Source organism: Lacrimispora sphenoides JCM 1415, assembly GCF_900105615.1.
GTDB lineage: Bacteria > Bacillota > Clostridia > Lachnospirales > Lachnospiraceae > Lacrimispora > Lacrimispora sphenoides.
Genome location: NZ_LT630003.1, coordinates 5,084,965 through 5,103,373, shown reverse-complemented (window position 1 = coordinate 5,103,373; position 18,409 = coordinate 5,084,965). Strand labels below are relative to the sequence as shown.

The following is an 18,409-nucleotide window of genomic DNA, read 5'->3' as shown; positions in this document are numbered from 1 at the left end:
CTGTCAATCGTCGTCCCAATTCAACTTTTTAAGTTGTTGATGTTGATTCATAATAGCTGCCTCCATTTATAATTTGATTCAGGTTATCACAAAGAGCGTATATTGTCAAATGAAATATTCAATGGTATCTGCCGGTTTCTTCTGTGTCACCCTGTTAAATATGATGACAGCCTCCCTTGTTTCCTTGGGTCCAAGGGCATAAGTACCCTTTCCCGTGTCATTAAACATTTCCCATGGCACACACCGGTTCCTATGGTAAGGCATATCTGTGATCAGCTCCAATCCCTTTTGCTTAAAAGGCTTCTTTCTGAAATAAGGATCAAATAAATAAACATTTTCCTCATCGGCCCCTGTTACCAGTACATAGTGCCAGCAGCCTAACATCACACGCGCCACCACAACTCCGTCCTGCTGCAGTCCATACATGATCTTGCTGTTTTCTCCTATAAACACTTCGTCCCCAGTCAGATATTCACTTTGAACCGGGAATTTTTTCATCTTTCCGAATTGGTTGATCCAGTTGCTAAAAAACATCATAGCCATACGTGAGGTTCCATTTTTCCCGAACTCCCCCTTGGCATTATAGGAATCAAGACAAAACAGCATAATATGTTTGATGATATCCGGCGGAATCTGATCCCGGGTGAAGAGATAACTCATTGCATTCAGTAATGTAGTCGGGCCGCAGTCGTATTCCGTGACCTGATAATTTAGCGGATTTTTCATATTGAATTCACTTCCTTCAAAGATTTTCATACACGGTTACCAGTTATATGTTAAAAATACCGGTATACCTATAATGGCTTTTTACCATTACAGGAGTCAAACGATATTCTTTAGTCAATCGGATATTCGTAATCCTCGACCCTGCTAGATGAGGTTAAACTCACATACCATATTTCTTTCTTATAAGCATTATTTGTATCATTTTAGTACACTATTGTCAATATATTTTCAGATCGTATTATACCTTTTATATTATGCAGTCACAATACGAAAGTTTATGGCAGCTGATGGTTGTTCATTTTTATCGGTTCAGCAAAGGTCTGAATCTTTCCTGGCAGATAATCAGGGTGGTTCACTATAACATTGTGCCACAAAACTTTAACGTTATTACATAAATTCAATTTAATACGGTGAAATTCGGCACATAAGAAAGACTCCTTGGGAGAAACTCTCAGGAGTCTTTTTCTATCCTGCAATTTGCAGGCAATCATTGTCTTTTGGAAAATAGATACGAGGCGGGAAGTTACCCTTTCAGCTTCCGATCGCATAATCTCTGCCTTCACATTCCAGTTCTTTCTTCCATACCTTATGAAAATCAAACGCTGTGCAAAGATAATCATAGCGAATGTCATCAAAGTAAAATCCAACATTTTCAAGCTCCCGATTGACATCCATACAGACAACAAGGCCCTCTTTTTTAACAGACTCCGCCATTTTCTTTAATACTTCCATTGGTTTGTTCATGTGACGTAATCCGGACTGGCAGACAGCGATGTCATATTTTTTATTTGTTTCAAAGGAGTATATATCTGATACAATAAAATTTATCTCAAATCCCGAATTATGAAAGCTTAATTTGGCTCTATTCGTAAAATATTCATTATCAACCCCTGTATAAGTGCTTCCTGCAGGCAGATGGTCAAGCAACTGCATTCCTAAACAGCCTTCTCCACATCTTAATTCAATAACATCTACTGGAATATCTACGTGCCAGACATTTGTCACAAGGAAACTCAAGTAATCATCATTCCAAAAGTACTTTCTATTCTTATAAAGCTCATTCGTCTTTCCATTCCAATGATCACGATGATCAGTATTACGTGGTTTGTAAGCTTGTTGGCGCAGCGGTTTAAGGCCTAATAGTTCATCAACAGAAACATTAAAGTATTCAGCAATACCTGGAAGTAACGTTATATCGGGCATTGTAGTACCAGTTTCCCATTTGCTGACCGATTGAAAAGATACACCCAATACATCAGCTAAATCCTGCTGGGCTATCCCTTTAGCCCTTCTCAATTCTGCTATTTTAAGTTTAAGTGTTGCCATGTAATAACCTCCCCCTAAATTCATAATTAAATATTATCACACAGCTCCAGTTAAACCCATAACGCAACAAGCGAATTCACTCGCATTTAAGTTGAGATATCAGTATCCGCCACCACTTTGCATTGTAGTCCGGTAGCAACAGGATCATCAAACCAAAGAGTATAGACTTTAAAGGCACCAATGTCTATCAATTGATTAAGACCACTTAAGTTCTCGATAACGTATATGCCATTCTTCTCCAACAGCCTGTCAGCAGGTTCATGCTCTTTTCCACGGCGTATTCCTGAGCAGTCAATTCCCAAAAATCGAAGCGGTTGATTCGTAAGCCACTGGATCAACTCATTGGATAACTGCGGATGATCACGAAAATAATCAGCGGTACCATATTTTTCTTTTTCACTTCGACCCGTGTATATGAAAAGAAAGGCATGTTCTGGTATGTGTAAATTCTCAATATCAGAGAGGGAGATTTCACGATCTTCTGCAATATCTGATACATCCCAAAGAATACCCGGGCACGTAATGTAATCTAGCGGGATAACGCTTTTCTCATAGGTATCCAAATGTGTTCCCACGTGTCCTGTGGCTATATGGCGGTTTTCCTGTGTGGAGAGCCATTGCTCTATTAAGCACTGATCCACTTGTGTTGTCAAATCATATTTCATAACGATTCCTCCTGTATTTTGTCTTTCAGATAGTTATTGAACTTTTGTAAAAAGTCAAGTATTACTTGTTGCTCCTTTATTGGAACAGAATATAAAAAGGCGATATCTCGTTCTTCCCATTTCGTATGAGCAACCTCATGTTCTTTATACAGAACCTCTCCTTTAGAGGTCAGCCGATAGTATATTTCTTTTTTATTATCCGGAAGAACATAACGCTCGATAAGTCCATCCTGCAGCAAGCGCTTAGCCAGCCTTGTAACTGCACCTCGAGTCATAGAAAGAAGCGCAGCGAGCTGCACTCCATTTGGGTGTTCAAGCTTTCCGATCGCTTCAATACAATGCAATTCCGAATTACTATATCGTGAATTTAAACCACTATTTATAAGATTGCTGAGTAAGTCTTGATTGTTATAAAGCTGCGTAAATTGTTGAAGTATTTCCCGCTCCATTTTATATCTCCTTTTTGTTTCCTGGTAAGCAATCTTATGATAACACACCAACTTTTTGTTGTCAAGTCAACAAAAATAATTTTAATAGAACAGTCAGCGCACAAAAACGGGGAACAGGATAAAATATAATCCTGTTCCCCGCTCTCGTCTATTTCATTTTACAGTAAAATCGGCTCCACTATTTTCTTAAATCCCCATCTCTTCCTTTACACGCTTAAAGCATTCTACTGCAAAATCCAAATCCTCCCTTGTATGGGCGGCGGATATCTGTGTACGAATTCTGGCCTTTCCTTTTGGCACCACCGGATAGCAGAATCCGATCACATAAACGCCGCGCTCCAGCATCCTTGCTGCAAATTCCACGGCCGTCTTTGCATCATACAGCATGATCGCTACAATCGGATGATCACTTTCTATAATATCAAAACCTACCTCTTTTATCTTTTCCCTAAAATAACGGGTATTTTCATGAACGCGGTCCCTGTACTCCGTACTCCGCTCAAGAATTTCAAAAGTCTTTATGGCACCTCCGGCGATTGCAGGAGCTACAGTATTGGAAAATAGATACGGTCTGCTCTTTTGACGGAGCAAATCCACGATTTCCTGTCTGGCGCTGGTATATCCGCCGCTGGCTCCACCCAGAGCCTTGCCCAGTGTACCGGTGATGATATCCACCCGGCCCATGACGCCGCAGTGCTCCGGTGTACCCTTGCCAAGCCTTCCCATAAATCCTACTGCATGGCTGTCATCCACCATCACCATTGCGTCGTATTTGTCAGCCAGATCGCAGATAGCTTTTAAATCAGCCACGATGCCATCCATGGAAAATACACCGTCTGTGGCAATCAGACGTATCCTGGCATCCTGGGAATCCTTTAAGCACTGTTCTAACTCCTCCATATTATTATTGGCATAACGGAAGCGCTTTGCCCTGCATAAACGCACGCCGTCAATGATGCTGGCATGATTTAATGCATCGCTGATCACCGCATCTTCCTCTGTCAGCAATGTCTCAAACAGGCCTCCGTTAGCATCGAAGCAGGAGGAGTACAAAATCGTATCATCCATGCCCAGGAAGGAAGAGATTTTTGCTTCCAGTTCTTTGTGTATCCCCTGGGTTCCGCAGATAAAACGTACGGAAGACAAGCCGTATCCCCATGTATCATAAGTGGATTTTGCCGCCTCTATAATCTCCTGGTTGTCAGAAAGTCCAAGATAATTGTTGGCACACATATTGATGACATTTTCTGTCTTCGTAGTATTGATTCTGCTCCTTTGAGGAGTTGTAATAATGCGCTCCTCCTTATAAGTTCCGTCTTCTCTGGCCTGTTCCACCGCTTCTTTATAATAGTTTAATGCTTTTTTCATAATATCACTTCTCTCCTATCGTTCATTTTCCATGTCTGGCTGAATAACCTTATCTATGTTAATTCGTTCGTCCCATCCTCTATTAAATCTTCGTCCAGTCCAGAACTACCTTTCCGCACTGTCCGCTGTTCATTACGTCAAACCCTTTCTGGAACTCCCGGAAATCAAACTTATGGGTAATAATCTTCTCAATTTCAAGGCCACTGTTTAGCATAGCCATCATCTTGTACCAGGTTTCAAATATTTCTCTTCCATAAATTCCCTTTAACTGCAGACAGTTAATCACGATCTTATTCCATGGCACTACGGTATCGCTTCCCTGAAGGCCCAGCACTGCAATCTTGCCGCCGTTGTACATATGGTCAATCATGGAAGTAAACGCCTGGCCATTGCCGGACATCTCAAGTCCGATATCAAAACCTTCTTCGATATGAAGCTCCCGCATCTTATCATCTAAGTTCTCTCTGGCTACATTGACAGTATGGGCACCGCAGATTTCCCGGGCCAGATTTAACCGGTAATCATTGACATCGGTGATTACCACATGTTTGGCTCCCACGTGGCGGCAGATCGCTGCGGCCATGATGCCGATAGGTCCGGCACCTGTGATCAACACATCCTCTCCCACCATATCAAAGGACAAAGCGGTATGTACTGCATTGCCCAGAGGATCGAAAGAAGAACATAATTCTTCGGAGATTCCCGGCTCACAGATAATCACATTGGTCTGCGGAATCACCAGATACTGTGCAAATGCACCGTCACGGTTTACCCCTACACCGACGGTATTTTTACAGAGATGGCGTTTTCCTGCTTTACAGTTACGGCAGTGTCCACATACGATGTGGCCCTCTCCCGATACGATATCGCCGATTTTATATTCCTTCACAAGGCTGCCCACTTCCACGATTTCACCTACAAATTCGTGTCCGATGGTCATCGGCGGTTTTATGGTTTCCTGAGACCACTTATCCCAGTTATGGATATGTAAATCCGTACCGCAGATTGATGTGTAGTGAATCTTGATCTTTACATCATTTTCCCCTGTTTCGGGAATGGGGACCTCTCTAAGTGCCAGCCCACGCGCCGCCTCTTCTTTTACAATTGCATACATCATTCTTTCTTTCATTGTAACCTCCACCTTTCTTATTGCTTTATATGTCTTTGTGAGACGAAAAATGTCTTTTATGCGCAGACATATTTCCATTTAATGTCTCCCCCTCAGGGACATAATAACATGAAAGCCGGTAGATTGCAATCCCTTTTCTTATGATTTTCGTTAGGAAATTCAGAGGAAAAAAAGCAATAAGAAAACCCCGAAAACACAGTGTTTTTCGGGGTTCTGCTGTAATTCGATTTTCTGTCTGCTTATCTCTTTGAGAACTGTGGAGCACGACGAGCTGACTTTAAGCCGTACTTCTTTCTTTCTTTCATTCTTGGATCCCTTGTTAAGAAGCCTGCCTTCTTAAGAATCGGGCGATATTCTCCATCTGCCTGAAGCAGAGCTCTTGAAATACCGTGTCTGATTGCACCGGCCTGTCCAGTGAATCCACCGCCGTGAACGTTAACCATAATGTCAAACTTATCAACTGTCTCTGTAGCAACTAACGGCTGACGAACAACAAGCTTTAATGTTTCAAGACCTAAATACTGGTCGATATCTCTCTTATTGATAGTGATCTTACCTGTACCTGGTACTAAATATACTCTAGCGATAGATTTTTTTCTTCTACCTGTTCCGTAAAATTTTGCATTAGCCATGATAACTTCCTCCTTTCAGCACCTCTGATTAAAATTTGAACTCTAAAACTTCTGGTTTCTGAGCTGCATGACCATGCTCTGCACCTGCATATGCGTGAAGTTTTGTTATCATGCTTCTTCCTAAAGGTCCCTTGGGAAGCATACCCTTAACAGCCAGTTCAATAACTTTTTCAGGCTTTTTAGCCATCATTTCTCTTAAAGTTGTTTCTCTCATACCACCAACATACTCAGAGTGGTTATAGTAGATCTTCTGATCTAATTTCTTACCGGTAACGGCAATCTTATCTGCATTTACAACGATCACATAATCGCCGCAATCCATATGCGGTGTGTAGATCGGTTTATTTTTACCTCTTAATACTTTAGCTACTTCTGAAGCCAAACGTCCTAATGTATATCCTGTAGCATCAACTACGTACCATTTTCTTTCAATTGTTGCTGGACTAGCCATAAAAGTCTTCATTGGACAACCTCCTGTAAATTATGGTTTTATTAAGCATAACTATATTGCAAAATGCTCACTCCGGGGCTTTGGCTGAACATTTTCGTCTAACGTCACAGTTATACATTATATTACATTCAGCCGGATGTGTCAACCTCTTTTCCCATAAAATCAAGGTTTTTCGGCCTATTTTTGTGTCACGTACCATCCCCTGCTCTCAGGATCAGCCTGAAAAATATAAAATCCGTAGGGCTTTCCCAAAATGATCCTTCCATCCATCTCCTCGTCTCGAACAAAAATGGTTTTTGCACCATTTTGAACCGCCTGATGGACCACACGGATCAAAAGTCTTTCAAAATCCTCTTCCCTGCACCGGTGAATGTGAAGCCAGGCTTTTCCTTCCGAAACAATCTTATCCTGGGAAAGAGTATAGCTCCATTCCTTATTCTCTCTCTGGATCTGATTTTTAAGTTCTGTTTCATAATCAAGGCTTATCAGGGAAAGTCCCTTTGCCGCAGCCTTTGGCCCTGCCACATTCCGGTCCCTGGCATCAAGAATCTCTTCCACATGAGCCGGCGGATACACCCCCATGCCGACCTTCATTAACGTACCTGCAATGATCCTCACCATGTTATACAGGAAACCGCTGCCCTTAATGCGGATTGTAATGAGATCCCCGGTCTTTTCAATGTCCAGGCTATAAATGGTACGTACGGTCTCTTCCGCCTGCCCACGGGCCGTACAGAAGCTTTTAAAATCATGTTCTCCCACCAGATAGGCCCCGCCTTCCCGCATCCGCTCCACATCCAGGGGAAAATAGCAGAAATAGCTGTAAAGCCTCATGGTAGGTACTTCAATTTTCCGGTTCATGATTTTATATTCATAAGTTTTCACGCAGTTCTGCTTTCTCGGATGATAATCCGGTGCCACCTCCTCAGATTGTAAGATCCGGATATCATCCGGCAGCCTCTGGTTTAATGCAAAGCATATTTTATCGGCAGGCATCCGGTTCTCCGTATCAAAGACCGCCACATTTCCCTCCGAGTGAACCCCGGAATCGGTTCTGCTGGCCCCGATTACGGTTACAGTCTCCTTTAAAAGATTCGTCAGTTCCCTGTTAAGTATCTCCTCTATGGTGATCCCGTTATTCTGGATCTGCCAGCCGCAGTAATTGGTGCCGTCATAGGCCACAATCATTTTAACCCGTTTCATACATCCTCCTATTTTATGGGGGCCTTAACCCATGATTCGAAGTCCAGTGATAGCGGCCAGATATACCAGACATACCAGATAGGCGATCCCGTCCAGTTTTCCATACCGAAGAGGCTTCATTTTAGTCCTTCCTTCTCCGCCCCGGTAGCATCTGGCCTCCATGGCCATTGCCAGGTCCGTAGCACGGCGGAATGCGGAAATAAATAAGGGTACCAGAAGAGGAATCATATTCTTTGCCTTCTGAATCAGATTCCCTGTTTCAAAATCAGCACCCCTGGCCATCTGAGCCTTCATGATCTTATCGGTCTCTTCCACAAGGATCGGAATGAATCTTAAAGCAATGGACATCATCATGGATACCTCATGGACCGGAACTCCCGCCTTCTTTAAAAACCCAAGGCTCTTTTCCAGGCCATCGGTCAGCTGGTTCGGTGTGGTGGTGAGAGTCATAATAGAAGAACCAACCACCAGGTAAATGAGCCGGACTCCCATAAAGGACGCCGTTTTCACACCTTCCCTTGTCAATTTTAAAAATCCCAGCTGGAAGATGGGTTCTCCCGGAGTCAGGAATAAATTAAAGCTGACGCTGATGAGCAGAAGAAACACAATCGCCTTTAACCCGCGTACCATGAATTTAAAGGGAACCTGGCTTAAACGGACCGATGTGATCAGAAAAAAAGTGGCGATCAAATACGCCCATATGTCATTTGCAATAAAAAGGGATATAATAAAAACCATAGTCCCAAACAGCTTTGTCCGGGGATCCAGCCTATGAAGCTTTGAATTCACCGGATAATACTGCCCTAAAGTAATATCTTTCAGCATAATATCTCCCGATCTATTTTTCAAGAAGCCGTAAAATCTCGTCTCTGGCTTCTTCTACGGTTGTAACGTTATCATCAACAGGAACTCCGTGGTCCTGCAGCGAATGGACCACATAGGTGATTTTAGGCGCCGCAAGGCCGATCGCTTCCAGCTCCTTGTAATGCTTAAATACTTCCTTCGGAGTATCATCAAACACCTTTTCCCCTTGATTCATAACCAGAATCCGGTCCACATACCGGGCAATGTCCTCCATGCTGTGGGAAACCAGAATGATGGTCATATTCCTTTCCTTATGAAGCCGCGCAATCTGGTCCAGGATCTCGTCTCTACCCCTTGGATCCAGGCCTGCAGTAGGTTCGTCCAGTATGAGCACCTCCGGCTCCATGGCCAGAACTCCTGCAATGGCCACCCGCCTTTTCTGTCCTCCGGAAAGTTCAAAAGGCGAACGGGAATAAAAGCTTTCGTCAAGCCCCACCATAGTGAGTGCTTCCCTTGCCCTTTTCTCGGCATCCTCTCTGGAAAGACCCTGATTCTTTGGACCAAAGCAAACGTCTGTAAACACATTGATCTCAAAAAGCTGATGCTCCGGATACTGGAATACAAGTCCAACCTTGCTTCTTAAGGCCCGCAAATTGTATCCTTCCTCATAAATGTTTCTTCCATTATAATAGATGGCGCCATCAGTGGCTTTCATCAATCCGTTTAAGTGCTGGATCAGGGTCGACTTCCCGGAACCTGTATGCCCGATAAGGCCGACAAATTCCCCATCATTTATTTCCAGATTCACATCCTTTAGCGCACGCTGCTCAAAGGCTGTTCCAAGCCCATAAACATAATTCAAATGCTCTGCTCTAATTGCCATCCTTTACTCCATTCCCTAGTGTCACCGTTCCAGGAAAACGCTCTGCAAATTTTGGCAGAAGATTTTCCATCAGTTCTTCCAGTGTCAGTATCCCATCCGGTAAGTCTACCCCATTCTTTTGCAGTTCATAGGCCAGCTCTGTTACCTGGGGAACATCCAGGCGGTAGGATTTAAGCTCCTCGACCCTTGAAAAAATTTCCTTTGGAGTTCCGTCCATGACCACCTTACCGTTATCCATGACAATGACCCGGTCTGCATCTATGACCTCTTCCATATAATGAGTAATCAATAGGACCGTGATTCCTTCCTTCCTATTTAACTCCCTGGCCGTCTTCACAACTTCCTTCCGGCCGTTAGGATCCAGCATGGCTGTAGGCTCGTCCAACACAATGCACTGGGGCCGCATTGCCATAACGCCGGCTATGGCAACCCTTTGCTTCTGGCCACCGGAAAGCCGATTAGGGGATTTTAAGCGAAATGCAGCCATTCCAACACTCTCCAGACTCTCATCTACCCGCTTCCATATCTCCTCAGTAGGAACTCCAAGATTTTCAGGACCAAACCCTACATCTTCCTCTACGATATTTCCGATAATCTGATTATCCGGATTCTGGAATACCATTCCGGTCTTTTTCCGAACTTCCCATAAATTATCTTCCACGGAAGTGTCCATTCCCTGAATCCACACGGTACCCTCCGTAGGTAGGAGAATCGCATCTAACTGCTTTGCAAAGGTTGACTTACCGGAACCGTTGTGTCCAAGAATGGCTACAAACTGCCCCGCCTTAATATCTAAACTGACGCCGTCAATGGCACGTTTAATCTCTTCAATGTTTTCTTCCTCATCTCTTCTGATATAATCAAATATCAGTTTCGAGGTTTTTATTATTCCCATAGTAGACCTTTCTCTGATGAACTCAAACATACATATGCCACATAATTTTAGATGAATATTTCATAACAGTCAAGCATAGACGCAAATCTTTTGTAAATTCAGGGGTGAAAAAGGCATTAAAATGAAATGTTTGAAACCTTTACTTTATATCCAGAGATAAAAAAATGGCACAGATGTTGATATGATCCTCCATAAGTAGACATGGTAAATAACCAAAATCTACTTATGGAGGATTATTTTATGGCAAAATCACCACATACTCCTGAATTCCGTGCAAAGGTTTCACAGGAGTATCTTGATGGAGTTGGTTCCTACGATTATATATCTGCTAAATATAACATTGGAAGTAAAACCTTAAGACAATGGATTTCAAAATATACGATTTATGGAATTGCAGCATTCGCTCACAAATCAGGTAACACTTCCTATTCATCTGATTTTAAAATTATATGTGTTAAAGCTGTTTTATCAGGCGAAGGAAGTGTAGATGATATCGTTGCTAAATACAATATATCTTCCAGAGAGGTACTCAGAAACTGGATAAAGCGTTATAATGCCAATAGAGAACTTAAGGATTATAATCCTAAAAAGGAGGTCTATATGGCAGAAGCAAGAAGAAGAACATCTATTGAAGAACGTAAAGAAATCGTTGAATACTGTCTTAAACATAATCGTGATTATAAAGAATCTGCAAGCATCTATGATGTTTCATACAGTCAGGTCTATTCCTGGGTGAAAAAGTACGACGCTAATGGAGAAGAGGGATTATCAGATAAACGTGGTCGCCATAAAACCGATGATGAGGTAGGTGAATTAGAACGTTTGCGTCGGGAAAATCTCAGGCTCAAACGCCAACTTGAAGAAAAAGATATGGTAGTTGAATTGTTAAAAAAAGTGAAAGAATTCGAAGGGATGTGAGACTTGGCAAACTGCGCTACGAAACAAAATATTTAGCTGTTGGATATTTTCATGAAACAAAGAAATGGAGTATCGAATGGATGTGTAAACAGCTTGGAATATCCCGGGCAGCTTATTATAAATGGTTACATCGTAAGACTCCGGAACAGGAATTAGGAAATATTGAGCTTGCAGAACTTATCAAAGAATACGACGAACGCTTTCGCCATATCCTGGGCTATCGTAGAATGACTTCATGGATTAATAACTTCAATCATACCAACTATAGCCAAAACAGAGTACACAGGATTATGAAGAAGTTAAGCATACATTCAGTCATCAGGAAGAAAAAGAAGAAATATAATTCATCTACACCTGAAACAATATCTGAGAATAAGCTTAATAGAGATTTCTATGCAACAGCTCCAAATGAGAAGTGGACAACAGATGTAACCGAATTCAAAGTACCCGGCGAAAGAAAGAAATTGTATTTAAGTGCAATCATAGATCTGTATGACAGGTATCCTGTTTCATATGTAATCAGTAGCAGGAATGATAGCAAGCTGGTATTTAAAACATTTGATAAAGCAATCTCTTCAAATCCCCATGCAAAACCTATTTTTCATAGTGATAGAGGCTTTCAATATACAAGTAAAGTATTCCAAAATAAACTAAAAGTTCAGGAAATGGAACAATCAATGTCCAGAGTTGGTCACTGTATTGATAATGGTCCTACAGAAGGCTTTTGGGGTATCATTAAAACAGAGATGTACCAAATGTATGAAATCATGGATGAAGCATCATTGAGATATGCAATAAAGGATTATATAAGGTTTTATAGGAAAGAGCGTCCTCAAGATAGATATCATTGTAAAACACCGTTGGAAGTAAGAACCGAAGCGCTATCTTCCGAAAGGCCAAAAGAATACCCGATTCCCGAAAACAAACGAATTGAGAAATATAAAGAGAAATGGTGTGCATAGAAAAACGACCACACAAATATGTGTGATCGTTTTTCGGCACTTCATTTTAGATATTTATCCTGTCTACTTGACAGGGGGCATATCATGTATCTGTGCCATTTATTATTACGGAACCCAAAGTCCGGAAGCGTCAATATGGTAAATACCGTCAACCTTCGTATTCACCGCCAGGCTGCCGTCGCTATAAAGATAATACCACTTTCCAGGCTGCGGCTGGATCCAGCCGATAGCCATGTCTCCGTCGGAGTTTAAATAATACCACTTACCGTTTATCTGCTGCCAGCCGGTCATCATCTGGGCGTTAGCTCCCATATAATACCACTTATCGCCTATTAACTGCCAGCCAACAACTGCGTAGCCATCCTTGTTAAAATAGTACCATTTTCCGCTGACCATTTTCCATTGACCGACAACGTAATTTCCGTCCTCGCCCCGGTATTTTTTTCCGTTCTGATACTCTGCCCAGGTTCCTGAAGTATCACCAAGCTCCTGTACCACGGAATCATCAGAGGTGGTCACTTCTCCTTCTTTTAAATAATCTTCTTCAGAAGAATCTTTTAGGATCGCCTTTACGGTATAGAAGTATTTATAACCTCCATCCATATACTGCAAAAGATCCACAGAAGTAGATGAGGTAGTAAGGCTCTTGACCCAGATTCCGCCTTCCCGGTACAGGACCACCTGGTACCTGGATGCGAAAGGAACCTTTTTCCAGGAAGCTTTCGTCTTTGCATTGTCGCTCCAACCTGCCTCTTTCGGGCTTTCCAGCATTGCTACCGGAACGTAGGAAACTTTTATTTCGGTTACGCCATCTTCTGCCTTTACAGAAACCAGGCTTCCACCATAAATCGTGCAATCAGATCTGGTAAACGTGCCGTCTACGCTTATGATGCCGGTGATCTTCTTACCCGGAACCCAATCGTCTACATCCTCCTTGCTCCATTCCGGATTCACCTCGGAATAGTTGACGGTTACTGTCGGAACCTGAATCCCTTCCGTCCAGCTGCTTTTACTTCCATTATCCAGGCGGATCTTCAAGCTTCCGGAAGCCGGGACTGTCATCCCAGTTCCCAGAACCATGAAAGCGCATAAAAGCACCAGCCACTTCCTTTTCCCCTGCATCCACTTCATTGTATCTACTTCCTTTCCTGATATTACTTACGCCAGATACCGTTGCCGTCTACCGGAAAGCCACTGATGGTAGTATTGACAGCCTTTGAGCCTTCACCTGGATAGAAGTAGTACCAATTTCCGTCTACCTGCCTCCAGCCTTCCTGCATAGCTCCGGTGGAATCCGTATAATACCATTTATTATTGTAATTAACCCAGCCTGTGATCATGGCTCCCTCTACTCCGCTTGTCGTAGATGGATTTAAATAATACCATTTGTTATTGGAAACAACCCAGCCCGTTGTCATCGCGCCATCGCTGTTTAAGAAATACCATGTATTATTCCTCTGCTGCCAGCCGGTGACCATACCTCCGTTTGAATCAAATAAATACCATTTATTATTGATTTTAGCCCAGTTATTCTTCTGATAGGTTCCATCCGGATATCGGTAATACCAGATGTTTCCGGTCTTGATCCAGCCGACCTGGCCGTTTGCTACCGCACTGTTATCCTGACCGCTTCCATCGGATACCTTTTCCTGGGGCAGGTATACTTCGCCAGATTCCGTCCATTCGCTGTTCTTACCATATTTCTGCTCGCTCTCCGTATAAGGTACGGTACGAACTTTAAAGCTATAGGTGCCTGCTTTTGTCATATAAGGGAAGAAGTTATAAGTGGTAGCCTTAAGCTTCTCCACCTTTTTTATAATACTGCTTCCCCGGTACAGATAAACATCATAGGCGCCTGAACTATTAGCTACAGAGCTCCACTTGGCAGTACCGTATCCGGAATCTCTCCAATCAGCATCCTGGGGTGATTCATAAGTTCCCTTTACAGGCTTAAAGGTAAATGTGACATACAGAGTATCTGACCCTGAGCGGCTAGAAGAAACATAGGTTCCGCCTTTAATTGATACATTACTGGACTGATAACCACCCTTAAAAGCATACTCATCGGAGTTTGTGGCCCTTAAAGTCACCTTCATCTTTGGTTCAGAACCAACCTTCATTTCCTTCGTATCAGATGTGATCCAGTCCAAATCCGTTACTTCGTATCTATCGTTGTTGCTATAAACGTAATTCCCTGTACCTTCGTTAGTCTTAAAACTACTCTCTGATGGCAGCGTATCCCCTGAGGCAAGCTCCTCTAATCCTGCGTAAATGGTAACTGATGTTATGGTCTTTACAGCAGCCAGAGATTCAAATGGGATGCTGAGTCCCAGCAGGCTCACCATAGAAGCCATTGCAGCTAACCGTTTAAAAAGTCTCATAAAAAAACCTCCCACTATAAATTAACGTAATTTGACAATACAGTCATCTACTTCTATTACTGACATTATATCCCTAAAAGCAATTATCCGTCAACTTACGATATTCTTTCTTTATTCTTGCATTTCTGTATGGAGTAGCAGTAAAACAAAAAAATCCCGATATTGGAGGTGCTCCAATACTGGGTTGGGGGGGGGCAGTGCAAGCTGGCGGGTCGTTGAGTCCGCAGTATAAGCTGGCAAATCCTTTGGATTTGCCAGCTCACGGGCATTCGCCCTATGAAGAAAGGTTCGATAAGATTTTCTTATGTGCAAGCACAACGAAAATTTTATCGAACCTTTCTTCAGCACTGCTCATTGCTTTCGTGGATTATACCAGTTCAAGCACGACTGCCATAGCTCCGTCACCCTTACGCTGGCCGATCTTAACGATACGTGTGTAACCACCGTTGCGGGATACGTACTTTGGTGCAACTTCTTCAAACAGTTTCTTTGGCAGATCAACAGATTTTGTATTTTTCTTTCTTCCAGCAGCCTGTGCAGGAACTTCTGTTACATCGTAAAGAACCTTTAACATCTGTCTTCTTGCGTGAAGTCTGGAAGGAAGGTCTTTCTTGATCTCTTTCTCTACTTCATCGTAAACGGTAACTTTCTTGCCGTTAACAACTTCTTTTACTCTCTTGCCGTCTTTATCTTTACGTGCAACCTTTGCGGTAACCTTAACAGTCTCAAAGTTGTCTTTCTCTTTTACCGCTAAAGCGATGAGGCCTTCAGCCACCTTGCGGATTTCTTTTGCTCTTGCCTCTGTTGTCACGATTTTGCCATTATATAATAATGCAGTTACCTGGCTTCTGATTAATGCTTTTCTCTGGCTGGAAGTTTTTCCCAGCTTTCTATATCCTGCCATTTTAATAATCCTCCATTTGTGGAACACAGGTACATGCTTCTTCGGACTTACTGTACCGGCGCTTAATCTCCATAAATTACCTGCTTCAAGCGGTCCAGTTATACACTGGCATCATCGCTTGGGTTAAGCTGCAAGCCTAACTCTTTTAATTTGGCCAACACTTCTTCTAAAGACTTGCGGCCCAGGTTACGAACCTTCATCATATCCTCAGAGGTACGGTTGCACAGTTCTTCTACTGTATTGATGCCGGCCCTCTTCAGACAGTTGTATGAACGGACGGAAAGCTCCAGTTCATCAATGTTCATTTCCAGAACCTTTTCCTTTTCATTATCCTCTTTTTCCACCATAACTTCTGCAGTCTTGGCGTTCTCAGATAAATCAATGAACAGGTTTAAGTGCTCGCTGAGCACCTTAGCGGCAAGGCTGACCGCTTCATCCGGTGCCGAAGTACCGTTTGTAAAAACATCTAATGTCAGCTTATCATAATCGGTAACCTGACCTACTCGGGTGTTTTCTACCGTCATGTTGACGCGCTCGACTGGTGTATAGATAGAATCAACGGCAATCACGCCAATCGGTAAATCTTCACTCTTATTCTTGTCTGCGCTTACATAGCCACGGCCCTTGGTGATAGTAAGTTCCATATAGAACTTGCTGTCCGTGCCGCCGCTGAGAGTTGCAATGATCTGTTCCGGATTCATGATCTCAATATCCGGATCCGCCTGAATGTCCGCAGCCGTAATAACGCCTTCGCCTTCAAACTCAATGTATGCAACCTTAGCTTCGTTGGTATCGCTATTATTCTTAATAGATAAGCTCTTGATGTTCATGATGATTTCAGTCACATCTTCCTTAACTCCTGGAATAGAACTGAATTCATGCAAAACGCCGTCGATTTTTACCTGACTGACTGCAGCGCCCGGTAAGGAAGAAAGCATGATTCTTCTCAAGGAATTTCCTAAAGTCGTGCCATAACCTCTTTCAAGCGGTTCAACTACAAATTTGCCATATTTCTTGTCTTCTGAGATTTCAGCAATCTCAATGTTTGGTTTTTCAAAATCGAACACTAATAGCCCCTCCTTTTGGGTATTTTGTATCGAGGGTCTTATACTCAAACCTTGCCCAGGGGGTAGCCCCTGGGCGAAAGCCGGCTTCAATCAACAGACTTTCAATTATTTGGAGTACAACTCGACGATAAGCATTTCATTCACCGGAACATCAATCTCATCTCTTGTTGGAAACTCTTTTACAGTACCACGTAAATTCTCATGGTCAACATCAAGCCATGCCGGAACCATACGTCCTGCGGTTGATTCCTGAACACTTTTGAATCTTGCATTGGCTTTGCATTTCTCTTTAACTTCGATCACATCTCCAGCCTTAATTAAATAAGAAGGAATGTTTACGCATTTGCCGTTTACAAGAATGCTCTTGTGGTCAACCATCTGTCTGGTCTCTCTTCTTGTTCTTCCGAATCCCATACGGAATACTACATTGTCAAGTCTTCTCTCAAGAAGGATCATCAGGTTTTCACCCACAAGACCATTCATTCTGGAAGCCTTAGCATAGTAGTTACGGAAAGGTTTCTCAAGAACTCCGTAGATGAATTTGGCTTTCTGCTTTTCTCTAAGCTGAATGCCGTACTCACTCATCTTTCTGTTAGCTCTTTTTAATTCTCTGTTTGATTTTTTATCTATTCCTAAATAGATTGGATCAAGACCAAGGGATCTACATCTTTTAAGAACAGGAACTCTATCAACTGCCACTGTAATTACCTCCTAATTAGACTCTTCTACGTTTTGGTGGACGACAACCGTTATGTGGAACCGGGGTTACATCCTTAATGCTGGTTACCTCTAATCCGCATGCCTGAAGTGCGCGAATAGCTGCTTCACGGCCGGAACCAGGACCTTTTACCATAACGTCTACTGATTTTAAACCATGTATAAGAGCTGCCTTAGTAGCAGTTTCTGCCGCCATCTGAGCTGCATATGGAGTAGATTTCCTTGAACCTCTGAAGCCAAGACCACCAGCACTTGCCCAGGATAATGCATTACCCTGTGTATCTGTTAATGTCACGATCGTGTTATTAAAAGATGACTGGATATGTGCTTGTCCGCGTTCAACGTTTTTCTTTACGCGCTTTTTTGTCACTTTTTTAGTAGTGGACACTTTTTTAGCCATTTTAAACTAACCTACTTTCTTTTTACTTGCATCTGAATCCTGTTATTCCTGTTTTTAAAACATGTAACGTGATTCGCTGTTGTTGGATAATGAAGTTCTTTCACACTGATCTTGTGAGATAACCCACTAGATGTTCAATGCTTATTTCTTCTTGTTTGCTACAGTCTTTCTAGGACCCTTACGAGTTCTTGCGTTGGTCTTTGTCTTCTGACCACGAACTGGCAGGCTCTTTCTATGACGGATTCCACGGTAGCATCCGATTTCCTGAAGTCTCTTGATGTTCATAGCGATCTCTCTACGTAAATCACCTTCAACAATCTGAGAATCAGTAATTACTGATGAAATTCTCTTTACTTCGTCGTCTGTTAAGTCCTTAACACGAGTATCAGGACTAACGCCAGCCTCTGTCAGGATGCGGTTTGAACTTGTTCTGCCGATACCGTAGATATAGGTCAAGCCGATCTCAACACGTTTTTCTCTTGGTAAATCAACACCTGAAATACGAGCCATTTGTGTATTACACCTCCAT

General features: G+C 42.6%; 21 protein-coding genes. 2 read left to right on the top strand and 19 right to left on the bottom strand.

Annotated elements, in window-relative coordinates; all coding sequences use genetic code 11:
• Positions 1 to 105: 105 nt before the first annotated feature.
• From BMX69_RS23065 to BMX69_RS23005, 12 genes are all read right to left on the bottom strand, one after another.
• Positions 106 to 756 carry a hypothetical protein gene (locus tag BMX69_RS23065; RefSeq protein WP_330387545.1) on the bottom strand — a complete coding sequence of 217 codons (651 nt, stop codon included), beginning with the start codon at positions 754 to 756 and terminating at the stop codon, positions 106 to 108.
• Positions 757 to 1,257: 501 nt separating this feature from the next.
• Complete coding sequence (locus BMX69_RS23055; RefSeq protein WP_054792120.1) at positions 1,258 to 2,052, bottom strand: DNA (cytosine-5-)-methyltransferase; 795 nt, start codon at positions 2,050 to 2,052, stop codon at positions 1,258 to 1,260.
• Between the two features lie 86 nt (positions 2,053 to 2,138).
• Positions 2,139 to 2,717, bottom strand: coding sequence for a cyclase family protein (locus BMX69_RS23050; protein ID WP_054792119.1), 579 nt, complete (start codon positions 2,715 to 2,717; stop codon positions 2,139 to 2,141).
• The gene (locus tag BMX69_RS23045; protein WP_100043640.1) at positions 2,714 to 3,166 is read right to left on the bottom strand and encodes a MarR family winged helix-turn-helix transcriptional regulator; all 453 of its coding nucleotides are present in this window, start codon (positions 3,164 to 3,166) and stop codon (positions 2,714 to 2,716) included. Before BMX69_RS23045 ends, BMX69_RS23050 begins: the two co-directional genes overlap by 4 nt.
• A gap of 186 nt (positions 3,167 to 3,352) precedes the next feature.
• Positions 3,353 to 4,534, bottom strand: coding sequence for a glycine C-acetyltransferase (locus BMX69_RS23040; RefSeq protein ID WP_100043639.1), 1,182 nt, complete (start codon positions 4,532 to 4,534; stop codon positions 3,353 to 3,355).
• 82 nt (positions 4,535 to 4,616) lie between these two features.
• The gene (tdh, locus tag BMX69_RS23035; protein WP_197678653.1) at positions 4,617 to 5,663 is read right to left on the bottom strand and encodes an L-threonine 3-dehydrogenase; all 1,047 of its coding nucleotides are present in this window, start codon (positions 5,661 to 5,663) and stop codon (positions 4,617 to 4,619) included.
• Positions 5,664 to 5,902: 239 nt separating this feature from the next.
• Positions 5,903 to 6,295 carry a 30S ribosomal protein S9 gene (gene rpsI, locus BMX69_RS23030; protein WP_054792117.1) on the bottom strand — a complete coding sequence of 131 codons (393 nt, stop codon included), beginning with the start codon at positions 6,293 to 6,295 and terminating at the stop codon, positions 5,903 to 5,905.
• Positions 6,296 to 6,323: 28 nt separating this feature from the next.
• On the bottom strand, positions 6,324 to 6,758 hold the full coding sequence (gene rplM / locus BMX69_RS23025) for a 50S ribosomal protein L13 (RefSeq protein WP_100043638.1): 435 nt from the start codon (positions 6,756 to 6,758) through the stop codon (positions 6,324 to 6,326).
• 165 nt (positions 6,759 to 6,923) lie between these two features.
• Positions 6,924 to 7,949 carry a tRNA pseudouridine(38-40) synthase TruA gene (truA, locus tag BMX69_RS23020; protein WP_100043637.1) on the bottom strand — a complete coding sequence of 342 codons (1,026 nt, stop codon included), beginning with the start codon at positions 7,947 to 7,949 and terminating at the stop codon, positions 6,924 to 6,926.
• Positions 7,950 to 7,973: 24 nt separating this feature from the next.
• Complete coding sequence (locus tag BMX69_RS23015) at positions 7,974 to 8,774, bottom strand: energy-coupling factor transporter transmembrane component T family protein (protein ID WP_054792115.1); 801 nt, start codon at positions 8,772 to 8,774, stop codon at positions 7,974 to 7,976.
• 13 nt (positions 8,775 to 8,787) lie between these two features.
• Positions 8,788 to 9,636 (bottom strand): energy-coupling factor transporter ATPase, encoded by an 849-nt coding sequence (locus tag BMX69_RS23010; RefSeq protein ID WP_054792114.1) that lies wholly within the window; start codon positions 9,634 to 9,636, stop codon positions 8,788 to 8,790.
• Entirely contained in the window at positions 9,626 to 10,531 is a 906-nt protein-coding gene (locus BMX69_RS23005) for an energy-coupling factor transporter ATPase (RefSeq protein ID WP_100043636.1), read from the bottom strand. Before BMX69_RS23005 ends, BMX69_RS23010 begins: the two co-directional genes overlap by 11 nt.
• 240 nt (positions 10,532 to 10,771) lie before the next feature.
• Between BMX69_RS23005 and BMX69_RS23000 the strand changes: the two genes are divergently transcribed.
• Both BMX69_RS23000 and BMX69_RS22995 read left to right on the top strand, forming a co-directional pair.
• Positions 10,772 to 11,449: a helix-turn-helix domain-containing protein gene (locus BMX69_RS23000; protein ID WP_054792198.1), complete on the top strand. Its 678-nt coding sequence runs from the start codon at positions 10,772 to 10,774 to the stop codon at positions 11,447 to 11,449.
• A complete protein-coding gene (locus tag BMX69_RS22995) occupies positions 11,446 to 12,411 on the top strand; it encodes an IS3 family transposase (protein ID WP_054792199.1) in 966 nt (321 codons plus the stop codon). Before BMX69_RS23000 ends, BMX69_RS22995 begins: the two co-directional genes overlap by 4 nt.
• Positions 12,412 to 12,516: 105 nt before the next feature.
• Here BMX69_RS22995 and BMX69_RS22990 read toward each other — a convergent pair whose 3' ends face one another.
• The 7 genes from BMX69_RS22990 to rpsM all read right to left on the bottom strand — a co-directional run bounded on the left by BMX69_RS22990 (position 12,517) and on the right by rpsM (position 18,390).
• On the bottom strand, positions 12,517 to 13,542 hold the full coding sequence (locus BMX69_RS22990; RefSeq protein WP_100043635.1) for an N-acetylmuramoyl-L-alanine amidase family protein: 1,026 nt from the start codon (positions 13,540 to 13,542) through the stop codon (positions 12,517 to 12,519).
• A 23-nt stretch (positions 13,543 to 13,565) separates the two neighbouring features.
• A complete protein-coding gene (locus tag BMX69_RS22985) occupies positions 13,566 to 14,792 on the bottom strand; it encodes an N-acetylmuramoyl-L-alanine amidase family protein (protein ID WP_054792032.1) in 1,227 nt (408 codons plus the stop codon).
• A gap of 367 nt (positions 14,793 to 15,159) precedes the next feature.
• Entirely contained in the window at positions 15,160 to 15,696 is a 537-nt protein-coding gene (locus BMX69_RS22980) for a bL17 family ribosomal protein (protein WP_025231348.1), read from the bottom strand.
• Between the two features lie 98 nt (positions 15,697 to 15,794).
• Positions 15,795 to 16,763, bottom strand: coding sequence for a DNA-directed RNA polymerase subunit alpha (locus BMX69_RS22975; protein ID WP_054792031.1), 969 nt, complete (start codon positions 16,761 to 16,763; stop codon positions 15,795 to 15,797).
• Positions 16,764 to 16,868: 105 nt separating this feature from the next.
• Positions 16,869 to 17,462, bottom strand: coding sequence for a 30S ribosomal protein S4 (gene rpsD, locus BMX69_RS22970; RefSeq protein WP_100043634.1), 594 nt, complete (start codon positions 17,460 to 17,462; stop codon positions 16,869 to 16,871).
• Positions 17,463 to 17,478: 16 nt separating this feature from the next.
• Entirely contained in the window at positions 17,479 to 17,880 is a 402-nt protein-coding gene (rpsK, locus tag BMX69_RS22965; RefSeq protein ID WP_024834894.1) for a 30S ribosomal protein S11, read from the bottom strand.
• 141 nt (positions 17,881 to 18,021) lie between these two features.
• Positions 18,022 to 18,390 (bottom strand): 30S ribosomal protein S13, encoded by a 369-nt coding sequence (gene rpsM, locus BMX69_RS22960; protein WP_025231345.1) that lies wholly within the window; start codon positions 18,388 to 18,390, stop codon positions 18,022 to 18,024.
• Positions 18,391 to 18,409: the final 19 nt, after the last annotated feature.